General features: G+C 63.8%; 20 protein-coding genes. 10 read left to right on the top strand and 10 right to left on the bottom strand.

What is annotated here, in order from left to right:
- Nucleotides 1-135: 135 nt before the first annotated feature.
- Complete coding sequence (locus M9H71_RS09025) at nt 136-1,446, bottom strand: UDP-glucose dehydrogenase family protein (RefSeq protein ID WP_455404705.1); 1,311 nt, start codon at nt 1,444-1,446, stop codon at nt 136-138.
- Nucleotides 1,447-1,652: 206 nt separating this feature from the next.
- Here M9H71_RS09025 and M9H71_RS09020 point away from each other — a divergent pair, with 206 nt between their 5' ends.
- The 3 genes from M9H71_RS09020 to ahcY all read left to right on the top strand — a co-directional run bounded on the left by M9H71_RS09020 (nt 1,653) and on the right by ahcY (nt 5,937).
- Nucleotides 1,653-3,005: a hypothetical protein gene (locus M9H71_RS09020; protein ID WP_164603432.1), complete on the top strand. Its 1,353-nt coding sequence runs from the start codon at nt 1,653-1,655 to the stop codon at nt 3,003-3,005.
- Between the two features lie 65 nt (nt 3,006-3,070).
- On the top strand, nt 3,071-4,267 hold the full coding sequence (gene metK / locus M9H71_RS09015; RefSeq protein ID WP_455404704.1) for a methionine adenosyltransferase: 1,197 nt from the start codon (nt 3,071-3,073) through the stop codon (nt 4,265-4,267).
- Between the two features lie 260 nt (nt 4,268-4,527).
- Entirely contained in the window at nt 4,528-5,937 is a 1,410-nt protein-coding gene (ahcY, locus tag M9H71_RS09010; RefSeq protein ID WP_455404703.1) for an adenosylhomocysteinase, read from the top strand.
- A gap of 110 nt (nt 5,938-6,047) precedes the next feature.
- Here the strand turns inward: ahcY and M9H71_RS09005 are convergent, their stop codons facing one another.
- A complete protein-coding gene (locus M9H71_RS09005; protein ID WP_455404702.1) occupies nt 6,048-9,305 on the bottom strand; it encodes a hypothetical protein in 3,258 nt (1,085 codons plus the stop codon).
- 496 nt (nt 9,306-9,801) lie between these two features.
- Here M9H71_RS09005 and M9H71_RS09000 point away from each other — a divergent pair, with 496 nt between their 5' ends.
- Nucleotides 9,802-11,439, top strand: coding sequence for an ABC-F family ATP-binding cassette domain-containing protein (locus tag M9H71_RS09000; protein ID WP_455404701.1), 1,638 nt, complete (start codon nt 9,802-9,804; stop codon nt 11,437-11,439).
- A 301-nt stretch (nt 11,440-11,740) separates the two neighbouring features.
- On the opposite strand, the gene M9H71_RS08995 is transcribed toward M9H71_RS09000, so the two are convergent.
- The 3 genes from M9H71_RS08995 to M9H71_RS08985 all read right to left on the bottom strand — a co-directional run bounded on the left by M9H71_RS08995 (nt 11,741) and on the right by M9H71_RS08985 (nt 14,423).
- Nucleotides 11,741-12,118 (bottom strand): response regulator, encoded by a 378-nt coding sequence (locus M9H71_RS08995; RefSeq protein WP_455404700.1) that lies wholly within the window; start codon nt 12,116-12,118, stop codon nt 11,741-11,743.
- A complete protein-coding gene (locus M9H71_RS08990) occupies nt 12,115-14,163 on the bottom strand; it encodes a GAF domain-containing protein (RefSeq protein WP_455404699.1) in 2,049 nt (682 codons plus the stop codon). The genes M9H71_RS08995 and M9H71_RS08990 overlap by 4 nt, the downstream gene beginning before the upstream one ends.
- Nucleotides 14,164-14,234: 71 nt before the next feature.
- A complete protein-coding gene (locus M9H71_RS08985) occupies nt 14,235-14,423 on the bottom strand; it encodes a DUF3606 domain-containing protein (RefSeq protein ID WP_455404698.1) in 189 nt (62 codons plus the stop codon).
- A 781-nt stretch (nt 14,424-15,204) separates the two neighbouring features.
- On the opposite strand from M9H71_RS08985, the gene M9H71_RS08980 reads away from it, so the two are divergent.
- The 3 genes from M9H71_RS08980 (at nt 15,205) to rpsU (ending at nt 16,415) form a co-directional block, all read left to right on the top strand.
- On the top strand, nt 15,205-15,465 hold the full coding sequence (locus M9H71_RS08980; RefSeq protein WP_455404697.1) for a hypothetical protein: 261 nt from the start codon (nt 15,205-15,207) through the stop codon (nt 15,463-15,465).
- Between the two features lie 29 nt (nt 15,466-15,494).
- Entirely contained in the window at nt 15,495-15,857 is a 363-nt protein-coding gene (locus M9H71_RS08975; RefSeq protein ID WP_455404696.1) for a hypothetical protein, read from the top strand.
- A gap of 252 nt (nt 15,858-16,109) precedes the next feature.
- On the top strand, nt 16,110-16,415 hold the full coding sequence (gene rpsU / locus M9H71_RS08970) for a 30S ribosomal protein S21 (RefSeq protein WP_455404695.1): 306 nt from the start codon (nt 16,110-16,112) through the stop codon (nt 16,413-16,415).
- Nucleotides 16,416-16,432: 17 nt separating this feature from the next.
- Here rpsU and M9H71_RS08965 read toward each other — a convergent pair whose 3' ends face one another.
- The 4 genes from M9H71_RS08965 to M9H71_RS08950 form a co-directional block, all read right to left on the bottom strand.
- Complete coding sequence (locus M9H71_RS08965) at nt 16,433-17,215, bottom strand: anti-sigma factor family protein (protein ID WP_455404694.1); 783 nt, start codon at nt 17,213-17,215, stop codon at nt 16,433-16,435.
- Complete coding sequence (locus M9H71_RS08960) at nt 17,212-17,721, bottom strand: RNA polymerase sigma factor (RefSeq protein WP_455404693.1); 510 nt, start codon at nt 17,719-17,721, stop codon at nt 17,212-17,214. The genes M9H71_RS08965 and M9H71_RS08960 overlap by 4 nt, the downstream gene beginning before the upstream one ends.
- 30 nt (nt 17,722-17,751) lie before the next feature.
- On the bottom strand, nt 17,752-18,135 hold the full coding sequence (locus M9H71_RS08955; RefSeq protein WP_455404692.1) for a COG4315 family predicted lipoprotein: 384 nt from the start codon (nt 18,133-18,135) through the stop codon (nt 17,752-17,754).
- A 494-nt stretch (nt 18,136-18,629) separates the two neighbouring features.
- On the bottom strand, nt 18,630-18,767 hold the full coding sequence (locus M9H71_RS08950; protein WP_455404691.1) for a hypothetical protein: 138 nt from the start codon (nt 18,765-18,767) through the stop codon (nt 18,630-18,632).
- A gap of 482 nt (nt 18,768-19,249) precedes the next feature.
- Between M9H71_RS08950 and M9H71_RS08945 the strand changes: the two genes are divergently transcribed.
- Complete coding sequence (locus tag M9H71_RS08945; protein WP_455404690.1) at nt 19,250-20,521, top strand: acyl-CoA dehydrogenase family protein; 1,272 nt, start codon at nt 19,250-19,252, stop codon at nt 20,519-20,521.
- 170 nt (nt 20,522-20,691) lie between these two features.
- Here the strand turns inward: M9H71_RS08945 and M9H71_RS08940 are convergent, their stop codons facing one another.
- Entirely contained in the window at nt 20,692-22,758 is a 2,067-nt protein-coding gene (locus M9H71_RS08940; RefSeq protein WP_455404689.1) for a DEAD/DEAH box helicase, read from the bottom strand.
- A gap of 301 nt (nt 22,759-23,059) precedes the next feature.
- Here M9H71_RS08940 and M9H71_RS08935 point away from each other — a divergent pair, with 301 nt between their 5' ends.
- The gene (locus M9H71_RS08935) at nt 23,060-24,097 is read left to right on the top strand and encodes a diguanylate cyclase (RefSeq protein WP_455404688.1); all 1,038 of its coding nucleotides are present in this window, start codon (nt 23,060-23,062) and stop codon (nt 24,095-24,097) included.
- Between the two features lie 304 nt (nt 24,098-24,401).
- A complete protein-coding gene (locus tag M9H71_RS08930) occupies nt 24,402-26,558 on the top strand; it encodes an alpha/beta hydrolase fold domain-containing protein (protein ID WP_455404687.1) in 2,157 nt (718 codons plus the stop codon).
- Nucleotides 26,559-26,570: the final 12 nt, after the last annotated feature.

Here is a 26,570-nt window from a genome sequence, read left to right as displayed (position 1 = left end):
ACGGTCGGTCAATAGTGTTGCGCGAAGGCGCGCGAGAACGACCGCGCGCGGCGCGCGATCGGATCGGAGCAGGGAGGGGATCGAGCAGCATTGCCGCAGGGAGCGGCGCGCACTCAGAAGCGTTGATGCGCGTGACTACGCGTCGCCGCGGCCGACGCTATGATAGCTGAAGCCGTGTTCGGCCATTTCGGCGGGGCGGTAGATGTTGCGCAGGTCGACCACGATCGGCTGCGCCATTGCGTCTTTCAGCCGCGGCAGGTCGAGCGCGCGGAATTGCACCCACTCGGTGACGATCACCAGAGCGTCCGCGCCCTTGGCGCAGTCGTAGGCGTCTTCGCAATAAGTGATGTCCGGCAGCTCCGACTTGGCGTGGTCCATGCCGGCGGGATCGAACGCCTTCACCTTGGCGCCCATGTCGAGCAGGCTGGTCACGAGCGGAATCGACGGCGCCTCGCGCATGTCGTCGGTGTCCGGCTTGAAGGTGAGGCCGAGCACCGCGACGGTCTTGCCGCGCATGTTGCCGCCAAGCGCCGCCGACACTTTGCGGGCCATTGCGCGCTTGCGGTTATCGTTGACCGCCATCACCGCCTCGACGATGCGCAACGGCGCTTCGTAATCGAGGCCGATCTTCACCAAGGCGCGGGTGTCCTTGGGGAAGCACGAGCCGCCAAAGCCGGGGCCGGCGTGCAGGAATTTCGAGCCGATCCGGTTGTCCATGCCGATGCCGCGGGCGACGTCCTGGACGTCGGCGCCGACCTTCTCGGCGAGGTCGGCCATCTCGTTGATGAAGGTGATCTTGGTCGCAAGGAACGCGTTCGCTGCGTATTTGATCAGCTCGGCGGTGCGCCGCGCGGTGTACATCAGCGGGCCCTGGTTCAGCGACAGCGGGCGGTAGATTTCGCCCATCACCTTGCGGGCGCGCTCGTCGGCCGTGCCAATCACGATGCGGTCGGGGAATTTGAAGTCGCGGATCGCCGCACCCTCGCGCAGGAATTCGGGGTTTGAAGCGACCGCCGCGTCGGCGGTGGGATTGGTCTCGCGGATCAGCCGCTCGACCTCGTCGCCAGTGCCGACGGGGACCGTCGACTTGGTCACGACGACCGTAAAGCCCTTCAGGGCTGCGGCGATTTCCTTTGCTGCGGCATACACATAGGACAGGTCCGCGTGGCCGTCACCGCGCCGCGACGGCGTCCCGACGGCGATGAACACCGCATCCGCTTCGCCCACCGGGGCGGTGAGGTCGGTGGTGAAGTCGAGCCGTCCGGCCTTGACGTTGGCCGCGACCAGCTCGTCAAGTCCCGGTTCGAAGATGGGAATTTCGCCCCGATGCAGGGCCGCGATCTTGGCCTCGTCCTTGTCGACGCAGGTCACTTGGTGGCCGAAATCCGCAAAGCACGCCCCGGACACCAGCCCGACATAACCCGTTCCGATCATCGTGATGCGCATGGCTCGATCCGTCCCGTGAGGCGCCCGGACCAGCCGGACTCGCGCGCGTCTTACCAGATCGATTGCTGTTTCCCAATGACAGTCGCGTGGCTGCTGGCCGGACTTTGCACCGATTTATCGATGGCAACCGTCCGAACGTTGCGCTTTCAGCGGTGGGAAATGCGTGCTAGGAAGCCGGACCGATCGGAAACTGCCCACCCGCCCGCATGAACAACGACCAGCTTCTCAGCCGGATTTCCGACTACTGCCGTCAGGCCGGGATGGCCGAGACGACGTTCGGCCGGCGTGCGGTCAATGATGGCAAGCTGGTGCATCGACTGCGCGAAGGTAAACGTATCACGCTGGATACGTTGGAGCGGATTGAGGCTTTTGTTGCTGCTGGGCTGGGCGTTGCGCCGCCGCCGCGGGGGCTGGTGGTGCCGCTGGAGCGGCGGGATCCGCGCAGCAACTTCCGTTTCTTCGAGAACCGGCAGAAATACCTGTTGTTCGTCCATACCTGCGGCGAGAAGCGGGTGGTGGCGGATCGAGTGGCGCTGGAGCTCGCCAACATCCACCCGCGGCCTCCGGCACTGCGGGTATTCGATGCCGGCTGCGGTGATGGGACGGTGCTCGCGCGGGTGCTGCGGGCGATGCATGGGCGGTTTCCGCAGATGCCGTTCTATATCGCCGGCAAGGAACTCAGCCTTGAGGATCTGCGGCTGACGCTGGAGAAAGTGCCGGACCGGCTGTTCGAGCACCCGGCGTCGGTGTTCGTATTCACCAACATGAAATATGCCGAGGCGCCGTGGCTGACGCCGTCCTCGCCGAGCGCCGCCGCCGGGATGATCTGGCACGAGGTGGCGCTACGCGGGGCTTCGTCCGGCGAGTTCGAAACCCAGATCGCCGAGCTGGCGCCGTTCCTGCAGGACAACTGGCGCGCCAATGTCAGCCCGCGCACCGGGATGCCGGTCTATGAGCGCCCGGTCGCGATCGTGCTGTACCGCGAGGACCACCGCTTCCTGCTCGACGCGGTGATCCCGCGCGCCGGCCGGACCGAGGCGAATTTCGACCTGATCATCGCCTCGCAGCCCTACCGGGCGAAATCATCCGTCAACTTTCGGGCCAAGCGGATCATCGCGCCGCTCGCCCGGGCGCTGCGCGCCGGCGGACGGCTGATCGGAATCCACTCTCATGGTCGCGATCCGGGATTAGAAATCGTCCAGGCGATCTGGCCGGACGAAAACCCGTTCTCGGTCAGCCGCCACGAATTGTTGCGCGCGGTCAAATACGAGCTGGGCTCGGCTGGTAGAGACCTGAACTTCAATGCCTATGCCGATAGTCGCTCGATCTTTCGCTATGATATGGAGGCACTGCCCAATGAGGTCACCGGACCGATCGGCAATTCGACCGCCTTTGCCGCCTGGAATGCCGCGGTGTATGTCGCGCAGATCGAGGACGACCGGCTCACGGAAGTGACCCGGGACGGCCAGTACTTGGAAGCCACCAGAGAGGTTCTGCGCAAGCATAGCGGTCTCTGGTTCAACGATGAATCCTACGTCATCTCGCGCCGGCGCGACTGACATCTATCAGGATAGTTATCTTTCACCAAAACACCGCCGAACGTCCGGCGGACAAGGGGTTACTGATGCGCGCGTCTTATATGTTCACCAGTGAGTCGGTGTCGGAAGGGCATCCGGACAAGGTCTGCGACCGGATCTCCGACGAGATCGTCGATCTGTTCTATCGCGAAGGGCCGAAGGCCGGCATCGATCCGTGGGCGATCCGCGCCGCCTGCGAGACGCTGGCGACGACCAACAAGGTGGTGATCGCCGGTGAGACCCGCGGCCCGGCTTCGGTGACCAACGAGCAGATCGAGAGCGTGGTACGCGCCGCCATCAAGGACATCGGCTACGAGCAGGACGGTTTCCACTGGAAGACCTGCGACATCGAGATCCTGCTGCATCCGCAGTCGGCCGATATCGCGCAGGGCGTCGACGCGCTGCAACCCGGCACCAACAAGGAAGAGGGCGCCGGCGACCAGGGCATCATGTTCGGCTACGCCACCAACGAGACCCCCGATTTGATGCCGGCGCCGATCTTCTACGCGCACAAAATCCTGCGCCTGATCTCGGAAGCCCGCCACTCCGGCAAGGAGAAGATTCTCGGGCCCGACTCCAAGAGCCAGGTGACGATCCAGTACGAGAACGGCAAGCCGCAATACGTCCGCGAGATCGTGGTGTCGCATCAGCATCTGATCGAGGATCTGACTTCGAACCAGGTTCGCGACTGCGTGGAGCCCTATGTGCGTCAGGCGCTGCCCGACGGCTGGATTACCGACAAGACGATCTGGCACATCAACCCGACCGGCAAGTTCTTCATCGGCGGCCCGGACGGCGACTCCGGCCTGACCGGCCGCAAGATCATCGTCGACACCTACGGCGGCGCGGCGCCGCACGGCGGCGGTGCGTTCTCCGGCAAGGACCCGACCAAGGTCGACCGCTCGGCGGCTTATGCGGCGCGCTACCTCGCCAAGAACGTCGTCGCCGCCGGTCTCGCCGACAAGTGCACCCTGCAGCTCGCTTACGCGATCGGCGTGGCGCGGCCGCTGTCGATCTACATCGACACCCACGGCACCGGAAAGGTCTCCGAAGACAAGCTCGAGACCATCGTGGCCGAGGTGATGGACCTGACCCCGCGCGGCATCCGCACCCACCTCGACCTCAACAAGCCGATCTACGCCCGAACCTCGTCCTACGGCCATTTCGGCCGCACCCCGGACGCCGACGGCGGCTTCTCCTGGGAGAAGACCGATCTTGCCGACGCCATGAAGCGTGCGGTGTAAGTGAGAAAGTAAGCCCAAAGCCGGCGTCTTCACCTCTCCCCGCACGCGGGGAGAGGTCGGCCCGGCGAAGCGCAGCGAAGTCGGGCCGGGTGAGGGGGCGTTTCAGCGCAGCCGAGCCTCTCGGCCTCGCGGCGACGCCCCCTCACCCCACCCCTCTCCCCGCGAGCGGGGAGAGGGAGCGCAAATGCACTGCCTCAAACTGCCCGATTCAGTTCGTAGTGCTCAGTTCCGCTGACACAGACATCAGGAAACCCATCCGCATGACCGCCAAGTTCACCGACTACATCGTCAAGGACATCGGCCTCGCCGATTTCGGCCGCAAGGAGATCTCGCTGGCCGAGACCGAAATGCCCGGCCTGATGGCGACCCGCGAGGAATACGGCCCCAAGCAACCCTTGAAGGGCGCCCGCATCGCCGGCTCGCTGCACATGACGATCCAGACCGCGGTGCTGATCGAGACGCTGACCGCGCTCGGTGCCGAGGTGCGCTGGGTGTCGTGCAACATCTACTCGACCCAGGACCACGCCGCCGCCGCGATCGCCGCCGCCGGCATTCCGGTGTTCGCCGTCAAGGGCGAGAGCCTGAAGGACTATTGGGACTACACCGCCAAGCTGTTCGACTGGTCGGACGGCGGCACCCCGAACATGATCCTGGACGACGGCGGCGACGCCACCATGTTCGTGCACCAGGGTCTGCGCGCCGAGAACGGCGACACCATGTTCCTCGATCAGCACAATTCGGAAGAAGAAGAGATCTTCTTCGCGCTGATCAAGCGCATCCTGAAAGAGAAGCCGAAGGGCTACTTCGCCACGCTCGCCAAGAACATCAAGGGCGTGTCGGAAGAGACCACCACGGGCGTGCATCGTCTGTACGACATGGAGAAGGCCGGCAAGCTCTTGTTCCCGGCGATCAACGTCAACGACTCGGTGACCAAGTCGAAGTTCGACAACCTCTATGGCTGCCGTGAATCGCTGGTCGACGGCATCCGCCGCGGCACCGACGTGATGCTGTCGGGCAAAGTCGCGATGGTCGCCGGCTTCGGCGACGTCGGCAAGGGCTCGGCCGCTTCGCTGCGCCAGGCCGGCTGCCGCGTGATGGTGTCGGAAGTCGATCCGATCTGCGCCCTGCAGGCGGCGATGGAAGGCTACGAAGTGGTGACGATGGAAGACGCGGCGCCGCGCGCCGACATCTTCGTCACCGCCACCGGCAACAAGGACATCATCACCATCGAGCACATGCGCGCGATGAAGGATCGCGCCATCGTCTGCAATATCGGCCACTTCGACAACGAGATTCAGGTCGCCACCCTGAAGAACATGAAGTGGGACAACATCAAGCCGCAGGTCGACGAGATCACCTTCCCGGACGGCAAGCGGATGATCCTGTTGTCCGAAGGGCGCCTGGTGAACCTCGGCAACGCGATGGGGCACCCGAGCTTCGTGATGTCGGCGTCGTTCACCAACCAGACGCTGGCGCAGATCGAGCTGTTCCAGAGCCAGGGCAAGTACGAGAAGAAAGTCTACGTGCTGCCGAAGACGCTCGACGAAAAGGTCGCCCGCCTGCACCTCGCCAAGATCGGCGTCAAGCTCACCGAGCTGCGCAAGGACCAGGCCGACTACATCGGCGTCAAGGTCGAAGGCCCGTTCAAGGCGGATCACTACCGGTATTGATAGTTAAAGTAGTCATGGCCGGGCTTGACCCGGCCATCCATCGGACAACAACGAAGCCCCGGAGCAATGCTGCGGGGCTTTTCGTGTAAAAGTACAAGGTCCCACGAATACTAGCCGTCATCTTTGGCGCGCTTTGGCTGTCCTCGAATTCGGAGTGCCAGCATTTCCACGTCATGCTCTCGCACACTCGCTGCATCCTTTATCGACAAGCCGCGCTTGGCCAATGCAAGCTCGGTTATCAATTCAGGCTTTCCATTCCGGATGATCGCAGGCAGTATGAAGTACATGCCGTAGGCACGGTGCATTCTCAGAAACTGCTCTAAGTTTACCGAGCTGTCCGGCGTCATGGTCATCGAGCGAGTACTCATCACAATCGTCTCGTTTGATTCAGATTCGCCCCTATCAGGCAATCTCGAAGCCACTAGAACGACGTAGTGCGTTTCGGGCTGGTCGATGAGTCGTCGGATGACGGAAATATAGATGTCGTCACTCTCATCGCGATTGCCAAAGCGCTGCCGCCACCGCTCGAAAATTTTGCGGCCGGCTTCCTCATTCTCGAACATGAATGCCATGCCGGGCGGGTTGCCGGGACCTGCCTGAAAATAAGAGATTCCTTTCCAGCCAGCCTTATCCCAAGCATGAACATCAATGACAGAGCGCACGCTAAAATCGCGGTGGCTCCGCATTTTTTGTGGCTTGTCCGTTGAGGTATTGGTGGCTTCGGTGTCTTCCTCCTCGAGGGGAGGCTTTAGTTCGATATGAGTGATTTGCGGCCGGATCTGTATCGGATACTCATGTCGGACCGCAGCTTGCCATTCCGACATGCGGGTCAAATTGCGCGACGTCACTCGGTGATAACTATTCACAGCCGCTGCAACCATTGCCATGCGAGAGTCCACCGCCTCATCGCCGTAAAGTCTCTCCAAAAGCTCTTCCAAATTCTCGAATACGCAAGTAGTGCCGAGAACGTGACCCGACGCGAGTGCGAGGAACTTTCTGATCTCTGCTTGTTGGCCGAAGTCGGTTGGCTTTAGGTTCCTAGGCCATCTGACCGTTGCCGTCATTTCCAGCGCATTTACGTCTATTGTAGGAGCAGAAATTTCGGTATCGGATTGAAGCTCGATCCTGAAATTCTCGGTGTGCGGCATGACGCTCTGGTCGACCACTGTTGCCAGGAAGGCTTCAATGGAGCCCAGTAACATCTCGGCAATCACGGTCAATAAGTCGCTTCCATCGAAGGTTACCTTGACAGTCATCCCAAGGATAATCGCAGAAAGGCTTTGGCTTCCATGTCCGTTTAGGATCATGGGGGCTTTCGTTTGTTTCGCAATGGGCTGGCTGGCAAGAATGTCAAACATTCGCGCCATGCCTTCATCCGACTCCTCTTTCGGCGCGCTGCCGTCGTCGCGGAGGACCTTGGAATGACCGAGTGAAAAAAGCAACGCGGCCCGCGCTACAAATAGTTCAAGACCTTCCAAGACGTCGGGAAGCGCTGTCATCTGGGCCAATTCTTCATCCGTTAGGTTCAGGATTATGCTGCCAAACGCGTATTCCAGTTCCTGAAGATCGCTGCGTACTCGTTCCTTGGACTCATCCGTAAGTGGCAGGGCTGCGATCGCACCGTGCAGCGTCTGAACTGCAACGAGGAAGTCTGGAACGTGGCGAAGCCCCAATGCAATCCATGCCCATACTTTCATAGTGGGTACGAAATTCATTGGGATGGTGCTGTCTTCCTCCCCTTCAATCACAATCGATGCCGCCGCCATAGTGCAGGTGGCCCGCGCCGCCCAAAGCAGGCCTGCAGCACGATAGGCCAACATCAGAAGGTGGAGCGCTTCGACAAGCTGTTCTGTATGTTCTTTCTTGCTAAGGCCGATCGCCGCCTTCCCAAGAAGCCGGATTATGTCGATCCGGTTAGAGAAGTCGAGTTGTTGGGCTCGCTTGAGCAGCACCATCGAACCCTCTGCCTCGCTCGATCGCTTGGCGACAAAATTGGCGACGCGCTCGACAAGCTGGTTGTATTCAGGATCGTTTCCAGAAACGTTGCCTAATAGCTCGATCATCGAGACTAGGCGTTCGGCGTTGAATTCGCCAAGGCCTGTAGCTCGGTCCAGTATGTCAGCATAGCCGCGCCAGATTTCCGAGAAATTTTCACGCTTATCATCGAGCAAAACGAAATTCTGCCGGACGATTAGAATTAATGTCTCCGCTTCCAAACTGTTGTTTGGCCTCTCTTTGTTTGCGGCAACTTTTTCAAGCACTTTCCGGAGCGACGCCGCACGCTCATCGAGCTTGGCGGCATCACGTGTCAAATGCCTATGAGTTACGGAATTCACAAGTAGCTGGAATAGATTGCACAGGAACTCGAGGTTGGCCGCGTGGTCGCTCTGCAGCGCCATTTTTTCAAAGGCGCTGTATGAGTCGTTCAATAGTTTCACGTCGTCGAACCACCAAAATGCTGTCCAGATGTTCTCGTATTGCGCTTCAAGTTTCTGGCGATACGTGCCGTCTTCGTTTGCTAGCCGGATAGCGCGGGCAAAGCGTCCTTCCGTTTCGAAGCGGGGCCGTTCGAGGCCTCTCGATAACTTTGCGGCAATCAGGGCCTCACTGACCCGTTGTCGTTCCATGCCATTAAAAGAGTCGGTCCCAGTTAGTGATCTTTCAATTGCATCGAGTTGACGGGCCCGAGAGTAGTCCGTTGGACCCAATTGCAGCGGGTCGCTTTTTTCTTCTCCAACCTTGAGGTAGTTGAAAGCCAGATCCTTCCTGTCATTATCGATTACTTCCTTTTTGATCCAAGAGCGATCGTGGATCGTGACAGGAATCCCGTAGTGTTTTGTAAGTTCTGCTTCTACTCGTGCGCGGTCTTTGTCTTTCGCGTACCTTGCGGTGACGCAGATAATGCGGTCATATGGGCGCCCCGTATCGACGATGCCTTTGACATCGTTGCGAGCTTTTTGAGCCCATGTCTTCTTTGCGCTGAAGGCAAAAGCCCATTTCTCGCGGCCACTATTCGGCTCGCCCATGTAGAAGCGCGAGATTTCGTCCGCGACAGGAAAGGTTTCGGAGTCGGCCTTACTGTCACCGCCGCCCTCAGGCCCCGTTTGAGCTCGCAGATTCGGGCATATTGCCCGCTCGCATAGCTTTCGTGCGAAAAGCTCAAATTCGTGGGTCTCGTTGCGGCTGGTGAGCGTTTCAAGATGGTGGTCCAGCGTAGCTGCATCTAGCACGTAAAGCACGCGGTCTTCTGTGTCTGAATAGTATTCAGGGCGAAGTTGTCTCATGAACCGAGAGGGCGAGAGCTTCTTAAATGGAGCTTCCGCCGCGTCGTCACTTGCTTTCGAGTTTTTGGGGGAATGCTTGATCATAGTATCGTCCCGCATCGAAATCATTCAGCCGCTTTGATATCCAGGAGGGCTGTGCCTGATGAAGACAGGGCGCGCGTCTAATGTCGCGTTAGGCAGAACGAATCGTTCTCTAACAGGGAAGCGATCCATATTACTGGATCGTACGCGAGGTGTGACTATTTCAAACGGTAATAATCGTGCGCGGCTGCCGTAACCCGGGGGCGTTGGTGATCCGCCACTGCGCACCAAGACAAGCCCTTCCGGCTGTTCGGGGTGTTGCGCCTTCGGTTGATCCACCCTGCGGGCTACGGGTTGCCGCAGTGGCGCCCGGACTGGCTACGCTCGTCTCTTGACTGCGATCGTCGGTGCGATCGAACGACCACGCCGGAATGCTTGATCGGGCGATGGGAGCGCCCTAGATACAGGCTCTGCTCCTTCTGACCGTTTGGAACCGCGACGATGATTTCATCCCGAGCCGCATCGCCGACCCGCCTTGCCTCTGGGGAGTGTCATCCTCATGTCCGCGCCAATCGTTCTCTCCAAGCTGACTCTCGCCACGCCTGGTGGCCGACCTCTTCTCACTGACCTGGATCTCAGCTTTGCGCGCGAGCGCACCGGCCTGATCGGGCGCAACGGCGTCGGCAAGTCGTCGCTGCTCGCGGTGATCGCCGGCGAGCGCGCCGCGTTGGCCGGGACCGTCACGGTGGCCGGACGGATCGCGATGTTGCGCCAGACAGCCCAGCCTCGGCCCGGCGAGACCGTCGCCGACCTGTTCGGCGCGCGCGACGCGCTGGCGTTGCTGCGCAAGGCAGCGCAAGGCGAGGCCGCGCCAAGCGAACTGGACGAAGTCGATTGGACCATCGGGCAGCGCATCGTGGCGTCGCTGGCGCGGTTCGGTCTCGACGTCGATCTCGACGTCGGTCTTGCGGCTCTGTCGGGAGGCCAGGCGACGCGCGCGCGCCTCGCCGCGCTGACGTTCTGCGAGCCGGATTTCGTGTTGCTGGACGAGCCTACGAACAATCTCGATCGGGGAGGTCGCCGCGCCGTGCTCGACCTGCTCGCCGGCTGGCGCGGGGGAGCGATCGTCGTCAGCCATGACCGGGAGTTGCTTGAAACGGTCGATGCTATCGTTGAACTCACATCGCTGAGTGCGTCGCGCTACGGCGGCAACTGGAGCCACTATGTCGAACGCAAGGACATAGAATTGTTGGCGGCAACGCGCGATCTGGCGGAGGCGGAGCGGCGTCTGGCCGAGACCGACCGCAAGGCGCAAGCCGCGGTCGAGCGACAGGCGCGGCGCGACGGCGCGGGCAAACGCAAGCAGGCGCAGGGCGACTTGCCGCGCATACTCCTCGGCGCGCGCAAGGATCGCAGCGAAGATACTGGCGGCGCCGGCGCGCGCACCGCATCGCGCCAGCGTGTCGAAGCGGTGGCCGGCGTCGATCTCGCCCGCCAGCGTGTCGAAGTGCTGCAGACGCCGTCGGTCGTGCTCGCGCCGACCGGTCTTGCCGCCGGCAAGACGGTTCTCGCGCTCGACCGTGTCAGCGTGGGCTATCAGCCGCTTCGGCCGGTGCTGAGCGATCTATCGCTGTCGATCACCGGCCCGGAGCGCATCGCGATCGTCGGGCATAATGGGACGGGCAAGACGACCCTGCTCAAGCTGATCAGCGGCGAACTGCGTCCCTGGCGTGGCGTCGTCCACGTCACGTCGCGTCTGGCGGTGTTCGATCAGCAGCTCAGCCTGCTGCGTCCGTCGGACTCGGTTCTCGCCAACTATCAGCGGATCAATCCGGATTCGGACCTCAACGCCTGCCGCGCGGCGTTGGCGCGGTTCCTGTTTCGTGGCGACGCCGCGCTGCAGATCGTCGGCCAGTTGAGCGGCGGCCAGGTTCTGCGCGCCGGGCTTGCCTGCGTTCTTGCCGGGCCGCAGCCACCTTTCCTGCTGGTCCTCGACGAGCCGACGAACCACCTCGACCTGGACTCGATCCGCGCAATCGAGGCCGGCCTCATTGCGTATGACGGCGCTTTGGTGGTCGTCAGCCACGACGAACAGTTCCTCGAGGCCATTGGCGTGTCGAGCCGAATCGATTTGAACGCGAGGTCGTGTGGTGCATCGAGGTCGCGAAATCCTGTTCCTCGAAGGGGAGCTCCGTGATTCCGATCACCAGCTGATCGCGACGGCCACAGCAACTGCGAGAGCGATTGCATTGTCCGAAGGCCGCCAGTCCGCCGAGCCCGCGTAAGCGGCGCGATACACCGGATTTGGAAACGTTCGCCGCCGGACCCGCGCTGATCCCGGCGTCGGCGGTCTGCGGGTCAGCTCGTCGCCACCGATTCACTAGCCTGCGCGTTCCAGGCGCTCCGCAGCGTGATGGCCATGGTGCCGGCGACGGCGAGCGCCACCACCGTTCCGCCGGCGGTTGAAGCCGCGACATCCACCGGTCGATCGAACGGCGTCAGGCCGTGAAGCTGCGCATCGCGGCGATCACCAGCCGCTCGTCGTAGGGCTTGGGCAAGAACTTGCAGCGGGCGGGAAGATCGACTTCGCCGGCATCGACATGGCCGGAGGTGACGATGATGTCGATCGGCGGCCAGCGGTGGCGGATCACGGCCGCGAGCCGGATGCCGTCGATCCCGCGCGGCATGTCGATGTCGGTGAAGACGATGCGGATGTCGAGCCGGCTTTCGAGAATTCGGATCGCCTCGGTGGCGTCGGCGGCTTCCAGCGCGATGAAGCCCGCTTCCTCGACCATGTCCACCGCGGTCATGCGCAGCAGCGGTTCGTCTTCGACGACCAGAACGATCAGGCGGGTGTTTGTTTCGTCGGTTGTCACCGGTTTTCTCCCGCGTTGCGTTCCTGCACCTGCGAGAGAGGGGCTGAGAAGTCGGCTTCGAAGCCACTGGTGAGGTAACGGAGCTCGACGCCTCCGGTTCCGATTAAACCGAGCTGGATCAGCCGCGATCCAAAACCTTTGTGGGTCGGCGGCGTCAGCGCCGGCCCACCGGTCTCGCGCCATTCCAGGATCAACTGCTCGTCGGCTACTTTCCAGCTAATGGCGACGCGGCCGGTGGGCGCTGACAGCGCGCCGTATTTCAGTGCGTTGGTCGCCAGCTCGTGCAGCAGCAGTGACGACGACAGCGTCGTGCGTGCGCCCAGGCTGACCGCGGGGCCGCTGATCGTGAACCTGTCCAGTCCCTCGACGGCGCCGACCACGCCTCTGACGACTTCGCTGATCTTGGCCGCCGTCCAGTGCTGTTGCAGGAGTGCCATGTGCGCGGTCGACAGCGCCTGCAGCCGCGCGTTGAACGCTTCGACCGGCGCCTGATCGGGGATCGACCGCAGCGTCTGCCGCGCGATCGCCATCACCATCGCCAGCGTGTTCTTCATCCGGTGGCTGAGTTCGAGATTGAGGGTGCGCTGCAGCGCTTCGGCATCCAGACGCCCGACTCCGGCGGCGAGGCGGTCGCCGGCATTGCGGAGAAAGGCCAGATCGTCGTCGCTCCAGTCGCGCGGTTCGGCGACGTGGACGAAGAACAGCGCGGTCGAGCCGTCGTGGTTATGAATCGGGATCACCACCAGCGATCCGATACCTGCATCGCCCTTTGCTCGAGGAGGATGCTCATCGGGCGAAGCCGGCGACACGTCCGCAACCACGACAGGCTGCTTGGTCGCGTTCGCAGTGGCGAATGCGGGCTGATCGGACAGCGCGTGCCGTCCCGCGAGGCTGGCATAGCCTTCGGCGGACCAATCGTTCTCGATGACGATGGAGTCCTCGCCGGAATCGACCCGTCCGAAGCCGGCGCGGACGGCGCCGAGCGCGCGGCCGACGATCTCCGACGCCGCGCCGGTCATGTCCTGGATCGTGGTCAGTGAACGGAGCTGATCGCCCATTTTCAGGATTGCGTCGCTGCGCAGCTCGCTGCGGCGTTGCGCGGTGATGTCGCTGAACAGGATCGCGACCAGCCGATCGCCCGGCTCGCCGACGCGGAAGGCGTGAACGTCGAACCATCGGTCGTCCAGCGCCTTGGCCGGCTTCTTGAAACGGGTCGGTTCGCCGGATCTTGCGACTTCGCCATAAGCATCGAACCAATATTGTTCGTGGCCGGGCGCGAGCTGGCGCATCCACTTGCCTTCGACATCGGCGAGGCCGGTCTGCTGCACGAACGCCGAATTGGTCTCGACAAACCGATAGTCCGATGCGGCGCCGTCCGCACCGAACGCCATCTCGATGATGCAGAAACCGGTATCGATCGAATCGAACAATGCGCGGTAGCGGTCGTCGGACGAGCGGCGCGCGGCTTCGGCATCCTTCCGTTCGCGTATTTCTGCTTCGAGCTGCCGAGCGTGCGCGTCCTGCTGCCCGATCACCCGGCGCATCTCGAGCTGGGTCATCACCAGCCGGGCGAGAACTTCCAGCGTCAGTCGCTGATGATCGGAGATCCCCGCCGGCCGCGGCTCGCGATCGAGCACGCAGACGGTGCCGAGCGGCAGGCCTTCGGGCGTCTTGAGCAAGGCGCCTGCATAAAATCGCAGGCCGCCGGGCGCGGTGACCAGCGGATTGCCGGCGAACCGTGCGTCCTGCCGCGTATCCGGAACGACCATGGTGCCGCTTTGCACGATCGCGTGGGCGCAGATCGAGACATCGAGCGGCATCTGCCGCGTGCCGAGCCCGATCTCTGCCTTGAACCATTGCCGGCCGCTGGCGATCAGGTTCACCGCCGCAATCGGCGCGTCGAACGTTTCCGCGGCGAGCCGGACGATGTCGTCGAAATCATGCTCGCGCGGCGTATCGAGAATGCCGTAACGCTCCAGCGCGAAAATCCGCTCCTGCTCGTCCCAATGCAATGGAGATGGCGGCCGCGCATCTGCCTCGCTCATGCGGCGGCTCTCAACGCGGATGACCTGCGCCAATGCGAGGGAGCAAGCGGCCACATCTTCAGGATATCCGATTAGTTCGCGAGCTTGAGGTGAGTCGCTTCCTTGACCAGCGCGGCAATCGAATGGCCCGATTTCTCGACCGCATTGGCGAATTCGGCCTCGGACAGCTTGAGGCGCTTGCGCAGCACTTTGACCTGAACCTTGTCGTTCAGATCGACCGAGTTGCGGGACTGGGCTGGCCTGGACCTGTGTCTGTTCATAAATGGTCCCTTTCGACCGCGCGGGCTGAGGTCTGAACCCGCGGCGCGCTCGGGGGCGCCGTGGCTGCAATCGGCACGACGATACGCCCGTCGCGCGAACTCAACAGTCCGGCCGACACCGCGTTCCCTGACGATCGGGAATTATCTTGATCGCCCCGCACGTATGGCTGAGCCGTCAGTGCCGGTCTCGACGCGTTCGGGCTGCCGTCAGCGCATCAGAATCGAAACGACGGCCACCACGATCAGCAGCGCCGGCACCACGATCGGCGGCACCAGCCAGTCCTTGAGTTTATTGTCTTGGGGCATCTGATCTTTCGTTGTCCTTGTCGAAGCCGAGCTCCGAAAAGGTGTTCCAGCGGCGGCCACAGGCGATGCAGTGCCACGCGTTGGTGGCGTGGCCTTCGGAATAACTCGATCCGGTCGGTGCCGTGATGGTCTGTCCGCAGCTACAAACGTCGGTTCCGAGCGGATTGGACGAGCGGCGGTGCGGGCGGGCAAAGTGAATCGCCAACCGCCGATGGAACTCGCGAAGCACATGGAGTGGGGAATTACTAACGCCGATGATGTCGCTCCCTCTGAGGCGGGAGCACAGGCGTGTCTCTCAGTCGCCGTAAATCCACATCAAGCTGCGCGGCGATGATGATTGCGTAGCACGTCGGCTCTCGCGTAGCAATCGCGGTTGTCCGTATTGGCTTCGATCGTCAGTGCGGCGCTGCAAATGGGCGTGTGTGCGAGTTCCCGCAAGCCGCTTTAACGCTAGGAGATTGCCGGGCGCGCGCGTATGCTGATTAGTATCACCGCCTCTCGCGTGGCATTTACCGGTGATGAGAACGCCGGTCGCGCTCCCGCCCATTGCCTGGGAGTGCGCATGTGCGACCGATGCAGTAAATTCGATGATCTGGTGACCAGGCTGAGGAGCTTGGAAAATCCCACGATGGATGTGTACGTCGACGCCTTGGTGCGGGTGACCATCCAGGATCTCGAACGGCAGAAGCAGAATTTGCACTGCGCGCAGATCGATGCCGTCTCGATACCGATCTGACGGCGGCGATAGCCATCTGGGAGCCCGATATGTCCGGCGAAGACGATCACGACCTGACCAGCGACTTCCTGCAATCCGAGGATATGAAGGAAACTCGCGACTATCTGTCGCGTGGTCGCCTGCTCTCGAAGGTCAGCGACGCCGAACTCGGCGAGAGGTGGGTGGAGACGTTCAAGGTCTGGCTGAGAGGCGAATTCTTGATCGCGCTGCGCGACATGAACGACGCGGCGGCCGAACTCAGACTGCGCAACGTCGACATTCCGTATGATCGGGTCGAGTCGGAGATGGAGTCGATCGAGCGCGCATTCATTCAATTCGCGCCCGACGCCAGGACCAGCGTCGACCAGCGGATCGAGGAGTTCCTGCTCGCGCGCCGCAAACCCATCAATTGAGTGTTGCGTGCGTACAGTCGGCCTCGCCGACGGGGACTGAAGCCGCCCTGCACCGGGGAATCGATTGACACGGGTGCAGGATAGTGGTCACGTCGGAACCAGCATAATGCATCTCTGCGACGCCGAGATGCCGATCGTTCGACGCTGCGGATGCAGACGTCGCGAGACTCCCGAAACTCGCAAATTGGCTCCCGCGCAGGTGGACTGCGATGCGGGGCCTGCTGCAGTTCGCGGATCATCAAGGAGGAATGATTGCAGGTACTCGTCCGGGATAACAACGTCGATCAGGCGCTCCGCGTTCTCAAGAAGAAGATGCAACGCGAAGGCGTGTTCCGCGAGATGAAGCAGCGGCGCTCTTACGAGAAGCCGTCGGAGCGCAAGGCGCGCGAGAAGTCGGAAGCCGTCCGCCGCGCCCGCAAGCTGGCGCGAAAGAAGGCGATCCGCGAAGGCTTGCTGCCCGCGCCGCCGAAGAAGAAGCCGTTCGAGCGGAAGGCGCCCTTGCCGGAGATCAAAGAGCGCGTCGGCCAGACGGGCGCACAGCCTTCGGCCCACAGCTAAACAAACCGCCGCCCGCGCTACAACGCCTCGTATTGCTGATAGATCGCGCGGGCGATGCCGAGCAGGTGGTCGCGGTCGGTCTGCGCCACCACGGCATAGGACAGCTTGGCGTCGATCCAGGAAAACGCGGACAGCGTGCCGGAGCGTTCAAACTGGAACGCGCTCGGCTCGGCGTCCCCGCCGGGCCGCACATAGACGGTGACGCGGCGGCCGTTGGCGTCCTCGTACATGAACTGCGCCGCCGGGGCATCCGCCGCCGGCAGCAGCCGGCCGCCGATCAGCTTCAGCCCGAGCGCGTCGAGCTTCGGCGCGGTCAGCCGGCGGCCGAGCCGCCGCGACAGCCATTGCACCAGATGCGCTTCCTGATCGGCCGCGACCTCGACCGGATGTGCGACCTCGACCGCATAGGTCCGCCACGCCACCATCGCCGCGTCGGCGACCGGCGCTTCTGCGACGGCAACGGGCGCACGGTGCCAACGCTCGGACGCCAGCCAGCCGCCGGTCCCACCGATCAGCAGGAAGGCCAGCGCCGCCGCAACGGCGCCGAGTCGTTGCCCGAACCAGGCGCGGCGCGACGCTCGCACATGCGCGATTCTGAGCCGGGCAGGGATCGGTTCGGCCGCGACCGCCGACAGCCGGGCGCGCAGATCGTCGCGATCGGCGATCTGGCCGGCGATGCGGCGGGCGGCCTCGGCGTCGGATTCCAGATAGGCTTCGATCTCCGCGCGCCGCGCGGCATCGAGCCGGCCGTCGACATAGGCCTGCAGATCGTCCTCGCTGAGAGGGCGACGGGCGCTCATTTCACTCTCCTCAACACGGTGGTGCGGCCGGCCTCGACGCTCTGGCGCAGCGCCTCTCGGGCGCGGCTGAGCCGCGACATGATGGTGCCGACCGGCACGTCGAACACCCGCGCGGCCTGCTCGTAGCTCAGCTCCTCGACGCCGATCAGGAGCAGCAGCGAGCGTTGATCTTCCGGCAAATCGTCCAGCCGCGCCAGCGCATCGCGCGCGATCAGGCTGCGCTCGGGGCCGGCGGTGCCGTCGGCGAGCGTGCCGCGCGAGTCGATATCGACCGCGCTGCCGCGCCGGATCGCGCGGCGGCGCTGGTCGAGATAGAGATTGCGCTCGATCGCGAACAGCCAGGCGCGCAAATCGCCGCCCGGCCGCCGCAGCCGCCAGCGCATCAGCGCTCGCTCCAGCGTGCTCTGGACGAGATCGTCCGCGGCGTCGCGATCGTGCAGCAGCGCCCGCGCATAGCGGCGCAGGCTAGGTATCAGTGGCTCGATCTCGGCGGCGATCTCGTCCAAGGCTGACTCGTCCAGGCCGGTTTCGTCGGATCAGGGCTTGGCGATATGCCAGGCGCCATTGAGGAAGCCGTCACCGGTCGTGTCGCCCGGCTTGGTATCCTTGGTCCAGGCATACAGCGGTTTGCCCTTGTAGGCCCACTGCTTGGCGCCGTCATCGCGCGTGATCACGCTCCAGTCGCCTGAGGCTTGTGCGCTCGCGGTGACGGTCAGCGGCGGCCAATTGGTCGCGCACGGGCCGTTGCAGGCCGACTTGCCGCCGGTGTCCTTGTCGAAGGTGTAGAGCGTCATGCCCTTGGCGTCGACGAGCGCCTTGCCTTTGGCGGTGTCGGCGACTTTAGCGGGCGCAGCGGCCTGCGCGAATGCCGCGGTGGCGGCGAACACGAGGGCGGATGCCAGTGTGAGCGTGCGGATCATCGTCTCTCCTTCAGTTGGGTGGATCCGAAAGCAGAGACGCCATCGCGCGGCAGATATTCCCGGGATCCGCGATCACGACGCCGTGATCGGCGGTGCGTGTCGCCGGGATGCTTAGCGCGATGCCGGGACCATCGCACAAACAGGTTGCCGCTACGGATATCCCTGCACTCGTTGAAGTGGGGCGGTCTTGGCCGCTCGGCTGCGACGGGAATTGTTCGACGTGGAGTTCGGCGGTGCGGCTGACATGGGCCCGGAAACACATCGGGGCGTCGTGCCGGAACAACGATCACGCTCGGGTCGAGCGAATTCGTCGGCAGAGCGCGCCAATCAGGCGTGGAATCAATGCAGCGAACGTGATTCCACCGCCGCCGGGCGGGCGATGCACCCGTCACGGCTGACGATTGAAAGTGATCGAAGGGAGGGCGTATTTCGATCTCGAGGGCGTTTGCTCGATGCGCGTCGTCGGACGACGAACGCGAACGATCTCCGCCCGGTTATTTCTTCTTTTTGCCGGAGTCGAAGGAGGGCTGCCAGCCGCCTGGCTTTTGGCTCGGCGCCGCGGCGATCGTCTTGGCCTTTTCCTTCTTGGGTTTCTTGGCTTCCCGATTACTCTTCTGCTCGCCTTTGGCCATCGCCATCTCCTGTTTGATCGAATGAGGCAGCAACCTGGTTGCTGATATCGGCGCAAGCTTATGTCGTTCGACGACTCACCTCTCGGCGTCGATCGGCACACCGTGCGCCGATTAGTCGCGAGTATCCATGAATTTCGCTGGCGCAGCGCGCTCAGAGCCGATGATCGAGGCTGGCCTCACTTGCACGCAGCGCAAGGATCGGGGCTGCGCCGGTGCAGACGAGGAAGTTCGGCTCGTCAGCATTGCAATGGCTGCTTACGTCGGCTTGTGAAGGATCTGCCGTGCAGCAGCGAGCAGGTGGTCTTGCGAGATATCGTTGGCGATTGTCCGGCTGCCGGAATTGGCGGCGGCGCGCGATCGCTTGTCGGTAGGGGCGCGCAAAAAACCGAAAGACAACTCCATTCTGCGACGTCTATAACGATCGAGCAGCCATCCAGGCGGGATGGTCGCCAACGCTCAAGAAAAGCAATAGGGAGAACAATATGCAGACGGCCTACGTCCCCCGCCAGACCCCTTACACGCTCGCGCCCGAAGACGCGCTCAACGATCTGCGGATGAGCGAAGCGGTTCGGCCGCTGTACGACCACGTCAAGAAGTTCATCGCCGACGTCGTCGAGCCGATGCAACACGAGTTCGAGATCGCCGAGGCGAAGAACCCGAACCGCTGGTCGTTCAGCCAGGAGCAGCTCGATCTGCTCGGCAAGGCCAAGGCGCAGGCCAAGGAAGTCGGTCTGTGGAACTTCTTCCTGCCCGACGCCGAGACCGGCGAGGGCCTCAACAATCTCGACTACGCCTACATCGCCGCCGAACTCGGCAAGGCGCCGCTCGCCTCCGAAGTGATGAACTGCTCGGCGCCGGACACCGGCAACATGGAAGTGCTGGAGCGCGTCGGCACCCCTGAGCAGAAAGAGAAGTGGCTGAAGCCGCTGCTCAACGGCGAGATCCGTTCGGCCTATGTGATGACCGAGCCGAACGTCGCTTCGTCCGACGCCAAGAACGTCTCGACCTCGGCCGTGCTCGACGGCAACGAGTGGGTGATCAACGGCGAGAAGTACTACATCTCCGGCCTCGGCGATCCGCGTTGCAAGATCATGATCGTGATGGTCAAGACCGATCCGACCGCGGCGCCCAGCAAGCAGCAGTCGCAGATCCTGGTGCCGGTCGACACCCCCGGCGTCGAAGTGCTCGGCCCGATGCACGTCTTCGGCCACGACCACGCACCGCGCGGCCATATGCACATGCGCTTCAACAATGTCCGCGTGCCGAAGGAGAACATCCTGCTCGGCGAAGGCCGCGGCTTCGAGATCTCTCAGCTCCGGCTCGGCCCCGGCCGCATCCATCACTGCATGCGCACCATCGGCAAGGCCGAGAAGGCGCTCGACCTGATGGTGGCGCGCGGCCTGACCCGCGAGGCGTTCGGCAAGAAGCTGGCGCATCTCGGCGGCAATCTGCAGATCATCGCGCAGGCGCGCTGCGAGATCGAAGCGATGCGGCTGATGGTGCTGAAGGCCGCCAAAGCGATGGACGTGCTTGGCAACAAGGAAGCGCGCGTCTGGGTCAGCATGGTCAAGGCGATGGTGCCGGAGCGCGCCTGCAAAATCATCGACCAGGCGATCCAGATGCACGGCGCCACCGGCATCTCGCAGTGGACCCCGCTCGCCGAAATGTACACCGACGTCCGCCACCTCCGCTTCGCCGATGGTCCGGACGAGGTGCATTGGATGGTGGTCGGCCGCCACGAGCTGACGCTGTAGACGCTTCATCGATCGTGGACTTGGCCGTTTTTAAGGGCCTCGAGTCGCCATCTGCGAGTAACGACAACAAGGCCGGGGGCATCGCCTCCGGCCTTGTTGGTTACGTCATGCCCCGGCCGTGCCGGACTGTGAAGCGCTGGCGAGGTGTGGAGCCGCGGTGGCTCTGCGCCTCAACGAAATGCCTTCTTCGCTTTTTTCTTGAAGGCCGGACTCTTGGCTGACGGATCGGCGCGGCGGGCCTTGCTGACATAGGCCGGTTTGTCGTCGCGCGACTTGGGCTTCTTTTTGAAGCCGTCCTTCTTGAACCCGTCTTTCTTGAAGCTCTCGCTCTTGTGGCCGTCCTTGGCGGGAGGGAAGCCTGCCTCCTTGAGGCGGGCTTCCTTGCTGCGCGACGGCCGCTGATCGCCGAACGTGCGGCCGCGCGGATCGTCCTGTGCGGCATCGACCAGTGGCGTCCACGAATCCGGCCGCTTGCTGCGGCGCGTCTCGCGCTGCGACTTCGTCCCCTCGTGCGGCTTGCCGGCCGGCCGCTCGTCGCGCGGCGGAATCGGCTTGGCACCGATCAGAGGCTCGATGCGGATGTTGTCGTCCTTGTCCGGGCGCTTGATCTGCGCGGCGAACGCCTCCGCGGCCGGCGCCGCGATCTCGAATTCGGTGGTGGTGTCGAGGATGCGGATTGCGCCGATGTCCTGCCGGGTGATGCCGCCGCGGCGGCAGATCATCGGCAGCAGCCAGCGTGCTTCGGCATTCTTGCGCTTACCGATCGCGGCGCGAAACCAGACGCCGTCGGACATGCTGTGTTTGTCGCCGGCCTTCGCGGCACGCGGCCGCGGAGCCTTGTCGCGTGGGCCGTAGTCGCGCTCCTCGCGCTGCGGGCGCTCGCCTCTGGCCGGGGCGCGATCGTCGCGGCCTCGGGCCGGGCGTTCGCCGGGATCGAGAATGTCTTCGGGTGAGGGAAGCCGAGCGCGGTACAGCCGCGCCAGCGCGATTGCGATCTGTTCGGGCGTGCGTTCCGCCAGCAGCGCCGTCGCCAGCGTCTGATCCTCCGGCGTCGCCTCCTCGGTGAACAGCGCGTCCTGCATCATGCGCTGCTGGTCGAGGTTGCGGATCTCGTCGGCCTGCGGTGCAGTACCCCAGTTCGCCTCGATACCGGCGAGGTTCAGCAGCAGCTCGGCGCGGCGCCGCCGGGCCGGCGGCACTAACAACACACTGATGCCCTTGTTGCCGGCGCGTCCGGTGCGGCCGGAGCGATGCTGCATCACCTCTGCATCGTTCGGCAGCTCGGCGTGGATCACCAGGCCGAGATTCGGCAGGTCGATGCCGCGCGCGGCGACATCGGTCGCGACACAGACGCGGGCGCGGCCGTCGCGCAAGGCGTTCAGCGCGTTGGTACGTTCATTTTGGGTGAGTTCGCCGGATAGTGCCACCACCGCGAAGCCGCGCTCCAGCAGCGCCGTCTGCAGATGGTTCACCGCACTGCGGGTATTGCAGAACACGATCGCGGTCGGGGATTCGACATAGCGCAGCACGTTGACCACGGCATGCTCGACGTCGCTCGGCGCGATGCGGATGGCGCGATACTCGATGTCGGCGTGACCGCCTTCGGCCCCTTCGACCTCGATGCGGAACGCGTCGTGCTGATAAGTTTTCGCCAGAGCGATGATGCCGCGCGGCAGCGTCGCCGAGAACAGCAGGGTGCGGCGGGTTTCCGGCGTGGTCTTGAGGATGAACTCCATGTCCTCCCGGAAGCCGAGATCGAGCATCTCGTCGGCCTCGTCGAGCACGACGGCCTTGAGCTGCGAGACGTCGAGCCGGTTGCGGCGCAGATGGTCGCACAGTCGCCCCGGAGTACCGACCACGATGTGGGCGCCTTCGGCCAGCTCGCGCTGCTCGCGCCGCGGGTCCATGCCGCCGACGCAGGAGACGACGCGTGCGCCGGCGTGGCGATACAGCCAGTCGAGCTCGCGGTGCACCTGCAGGGCCAGCTCACGGGTCGGCGCCACGATCAGCGCCAGCGGCGCGGTGGCCGCCGCGAACCGTTCGGCCTCGCCGAGCAGATCGCGGGCGATCGCCAGCCCGTAGGCGACGGTCTTGCCGGAGCCGGTTTGCGCCGACACCAACAGGTCGCGATCGGTCGCGTCCGGCGCCAGCACGGCGCCTTGCACCGGCGTCGCTTCGAGATAATTGCGTTCCGCCAAAGCTCGTGCGAGCGGCGGGGGACTGGTCGGAAATGTCACGAACGACGACCTTCTGGGCGATCACGCCGATTGGGAAAATCCCGTCCCGGCTCTTCTGAACGAGCCCTTGAACGATGCACGGCCGCGGATGGCCGACGATGACGGGAGACTGGCCCGCTTTAAGCCAAATGGACGCAAAGCGCCAATCATTCGTGCGCTCGGAGCCCTCGCGCTGCCGCGGCGGCGTTCACGGGGCGTTAACGAAACCCCGTAATTGCCCCTGGAGGTTCAGGAGTTGTTTTCCGTTGTCGTGCAACCCGTGGTGTAAGTGAGTCACTGGCGGGTCGCGGAGATCGTGACAATGCACAAAAGACTGACGGGGGAAATGCACCACATCGCGCAGGCTCCGGACGATCCGGAGATCGCGCGGGTGCGCTGCGAGCTGGCCGAGGCCCGGCAGGCGCTGGAGACGCTGTACGCGGCGCTCGACAATGTCGATGCCGGCCTGCTGATCCTCAACGAGGAGCTGCGCGCGGTCTACAGCAATCCGGTGCTGCACCGGATGTTCAGGGCCAACAGCGCCGAGGAGATCCGGCAGAATCGGCCGCTCTATGCCGAGATGCTCGCCGCCGCCGCGGAGGCGGTCGCGGTCGATCTCGACGATTACGTGGCGCGGCGGCTGGCCTGGGTGCAATCCGGCGATCCGAAGCCGACGGATCTGGCAATGACCGACGGCACCGCGCTGCGCTGCCACCTCGCGGTGCTCCCGGGCGGCGGCCGGATGCTGGTCTACAGCGACGTCACCGACATCGTCCGGAATGCCGAGGAACTGGAGCGGCTGGCGACTACCGACGGTATGACCGGGGTCTACAACCGTCGCCACTTCCTGACGCTGGCCGACCGCGAATGGTCGCGCGCCCGGCGCTACGATCGGGCGATGTCGTTCCTGATGATCGACATCGATTACTTCAAGGCGATCAACGACGGCTTCGGTCACCAGGTCGGCGACGAGATGATCGTGCATCTCGCCAGACTGGCGCGCGACTGCAAGCGGGATTGCGACGTGCTGGCACGGCTCGGCGGTGAGGAATTCGCTCTGCTGCTGCCGGAGACCGATCTGGCGCAGGCGGAAGTGGTCGCAGAGCGACTGCGCCGCGAGGTCGCCACCAACGCTCTGGTGGTCGCCTCGCATGCGATCCCGGCGACGGTGAGCATCGGTGTCGCCACGGCACTGCCGGGAATGAAAGATGTCTCCGACCTGATGAAGGCGGCTGACCAGGCTCTCTACGACGCCAAACACGCCGGCCGCAATCGCGTCATCTGCCGCGCCTGCCACGATCCGGCGCCGAGCCTGGTGCCGGCCCCCACGTCGCGCTGCGAGGCAGCGACGATGAGGTGAGTGGCGGGGTCAGCCCCTCAGTTTCTGCGCCTTCACGATCGCCTCCTGAAGCCGCTCGCGATGGTGCCGCCAGCCGCTCGATGTCGAGACCATCGCCTCGACCGTCGGACAGTAAGAGAACTCCAAAAAGCCGGTCCGCATCCGCCTGAAAGCCCAGAGATCGGTCCTGGGCCGCGTCCGATGTTGGGTTTCCCCTCCTCAAGTACCTGCGGTCGACGGTAGCCCTTTGCGCCTGATGGCTTGACGCCACTGCATCGCATCACTATTCGTAATCTTACGAACGTTCGTTCGTAAGCCCACCGAGATGGGCGAAACATGGGGAGAGCGGCGCATGCGCGTCATTATCGTTGGGGCAGGGATCGCCGGCATGACGGCCGCCATTGCCCTTTCTCAGAAGGGCCATGAGGCGGTGGTGCTCGAGCAGGCGCCCGAGCTGAAGGAGATCGGGGCCGGCATTCAGCTCGCCGCGAACGCCGTTTGGGTGTTGCGCGAACTCGGGCTCGAACAGGCGGTCGCCGATGCGGGCGTCATCCCGCAATCCTACGAGCTGCGCGATATCGCCAATGGCAAGCTGCTCAGCCTGTCGCCGCTCGGCGACATCGGCGCCAGGCACTGGGGCGCGCCGCTCTATAACATCCACCGCGCCGACCTGATCGATCTACTGGCCCGCGCAATGCCGGCCGGAGCGCTACGGCTCGGCGCGCAGGTCTGTTCGTTCGACCAGGACCAGGCCGGCGTTACCGTGCGGCTGGCGTCCGGCGAAGAGGTTCGCGGCGATGTGCTGGTCGGCGCCGACGGCATCCACTCGGTCATCCGCAAGCATCTGCGCGGCGACGAGCCGACGCATTTCTCCAACATTCTGATGTGGCGCGCGCTGATCCCGGCCGCCAAGCTCCGGCACGTCAATCTCGAGGAGAAGGGCAACTACTGGTTTGGCCCGGGGCGCACGCTGATCACCTACTGGGTGCGGCCGAACAATCTCTACAGCATTCTAGCTTCCGTTCCGGCCACCGAAGTGCAGCGCGAATCCTGGACCGAGAGCGGCGATATCGACGATCTGCACCGCTCGTTCTCGGACATCGAGCCGCGGGCACGAAAGATGATGGAGCAGATCGAAACCGGCTTCATCACCGGCATGTATTATCGTGATCCGATCGATCGCTGGACCTATGGCCGCGTCACCCTGATGGGCGACGCCGCGCATCCGATGGTACCATTCCTGGCGCAGGGCGCCGCGCAGGGCATCGAGGATGCATGGACGCTGGCGACAGTGTTGTCGTCCCACAAGGAGGCGTCGCAGGCGCTGCAGGAATACGAACAGCGCCGCCGTCCGCGCACCACCCGCGTACAATCCGGCGCGCGCGCCATGGTCAAGCTCACCCACGAATCCGATCCGGCGCGCATCCGCGCCCGCGATGGCCGCTGGAAGGGCATACAGCACGTCGATCCGATGACCGAGACGACGTGGGGATTCGTCTGGGGTTACAACGTCGTCGAGGCGGTGAAGCGCCCGGCCGGCGAGGTGCTCGGCCTGTCGGCGACGCGCGAGGGCAAGACCCTGAAGCGGCCTGAAAGCCAGCATGCGTTCGCGCTGTGGAAGAGCGCGTTCTCGCCGGAGCAGGTCGCGCGCGGCCACGACGGCTTGCGCGAAGGCTACGAGGAGTTTCTTGCCGCCAACTTCCCGCTCGCCAAGGATGTCGCCGTCGAACAGCTCGAACTCCGCGGCGTCCCGGCGTTCCGGGTTTCTGCGGCGAAAAAACAGGACGATGCACCGACCTTGCTGCACTTCCACGGTGGCGGCTACGTGCTCGGCTCGGCACGCGGCTCGCTCGAATACGCGCATCGGCTCGCCGAAACCGTCGGCGGCAGTTGCGTCACCGTCGACTATCGGCTGGCCCCTGATCATCCCTATCCGGCCGCGATCGACGATGCGCTCGACGCCTATCGGGCGCTGCTCGACGCAGGCATCTCCGCGTCGTCGATCATCCTGAGCGGAGAATCCTCTGGCGGGGGTCTGGCGCTTGCGCTCGCGCTGGCGCTCAAGACCACCGACGATCCGCAGCCCGCGGGCATCATCGGCGTCTGTCCGTTCGCCGATCTCACCTTGCGCGGCGAAAGCGTGTCGAAATTCGCCGGCGACGATCCCGCCGCCAACCGCGACATGCTGACTTATCTCGGCGCGTCCTACTTCCAGGGCCACGAGCCGACCGACCCGCTGGTGTCGCCGCTGTATGGCGATCTCTCCGGCCTGCCGCCGATCTATCTGACTGCCAGCGAAGGCGAGGTGCTGCTCAGCGACACCACGCGCCTGATCGAACGCGCCAAACAGGCGGGTGTCGATGTGACGTCGCGGACCGTCGACGACTCGGTCCACGTCTATACGATCTTCCCGTTCCTGCCCGAGACCGTCGCCACGATGCAGGAGATCGGGACGTGGGCACAGCAGCGGCTGCGGCGCTGAGCGGCGGCGCCG

It is taken from the genome of Rhodopseudomonas parapalustris, from assembly GCF_053772255.1.
The sequence above is the reverse complement of the archived record's forward strand: the minus strand, read 5'-3'. Positions and strand labels throughout refer to the sequence as shown.

What these genes read in the sequence shown, in the direction of transcription:
- M9H71_RS08945 (WP_455404690.1), top strand. Translation starts at nt 19,250, where the DNA reads ATGCAGACGGCCTACGTCCCCCGCCAGACCCCTTACACGCTCGCGCCC.
- M9H71_RS08965 (WP_455404694.1), bottom strand. Translation starts at nt 17,215, where the DNA reads ATGAGCGCCCGTCGCCCTCTCAGCGAGGACGATCTGCAGGCCTATGTC.
- M9H71_RS09005 (WP_455404702.1), bottom strand. Translation starts at nt 9,305, where the DNA reads ATGATCAAGCATTCCCCCAAAAACTCGAAAGCAAGTGACGACGCGGCG.
- M9H71_RS08985 (WP_455404698.1), bottom strand. Translation starts at nt 14,423, where the DNA reads ATGAACAGACACAGGTCCAGGCCAGCCCAGTCCCGCAACTCGGTCGAT.
- M9H71_RS08935 (WP_455404688.1), top strand. Translation starts at nt 23,060, where the DNA reads ATGCACAAAAGACTGACGGGGGAAATGCACCACATCGCGCAGGCTCCG.
- M9H71_RS08990 (WP_455404699.1), bottom strand. Translation starts at nt 14,163, where the DNA reads ATGAGCGAGGCAGATGCGCGGCCGCCATCTCCATTGCATTGGGACGAG.
- M9H71_RS08980 (WP_455404697.1), top strand. Translation starts at nt 15,205, where the DNA reads ATGCTGATTAGTATCACCGCCTCTCGCGTGGCATTTACCGGTGATGAG.
- M9H71_RS09020 (WP_164603432.1), top strand. Translation starts at nt 1,653, where the DNA reads ATGAACAACGACCAGCTTCTCAGCCGGATTTCCGACTACTGCCGTCAG.
- M9H71_RS08930 (WP_455404687.1), top strand. Translation starts at nt 24,402, where the DNA reads ATGGGCGAAACATGGGGAGAGCGGCGCATGCGCGTCATTATCGTTGGG.
- M9H71_RS08975 (WP_455404696.1), top strand. Translation starts at nt 15,495, where the DNA reads ATGTCCGGCGAAGACGATCACGACCTGACCAGCGACTTCCTGCAATCC.
- M9H71_RS08950 (WP_455404691.1), bottom strand. Translation starts at nt 18,767, where the DNA reads ATGGCCAAAGGCGAGCAGAAGAGTAATCGGGAAGCCAAGAAACCCAAG.
- M9H71_RS09025 (WP_455404705.1), bottom strand. Translation starts at nt 1,446, where the DNA reads ATGCGCATCACGATGATCGGAACGGGTTATGTCGGGCTGGTGTCCGGG.
- M9H71_RS09000 (WP_455404701.1), top strand. Translation starts at nt 9,802, where the DNA reads ATGTCCGCGCCAATCGTTCTCTCCAAGCTGACTCTCGCCACGCCTGGT.
- ahcY (WP_455404703.1), top strand. Translation starts at nt 4,528, where the DNA reads ATGACCGCCAAGTTCACCGACTACATCGTCAAGGACATCGGCCTCGCC.
- metK (WP_455404704.1), top strand. Translation starts at nt 3,071, where the DNA reads ATGCGCGCGTCTTATATGTTCACCAGTGAGTCGGTGTCGGAAGGGCAT.
- M9H71_RS08955 (WP_455404692.1), bottom strand. Translation starts at nt 18,135, where the DNA reads ATGATCCGCACGCTCACACTGGCATCCGCCCTCGTGTTCGCCGCCACC.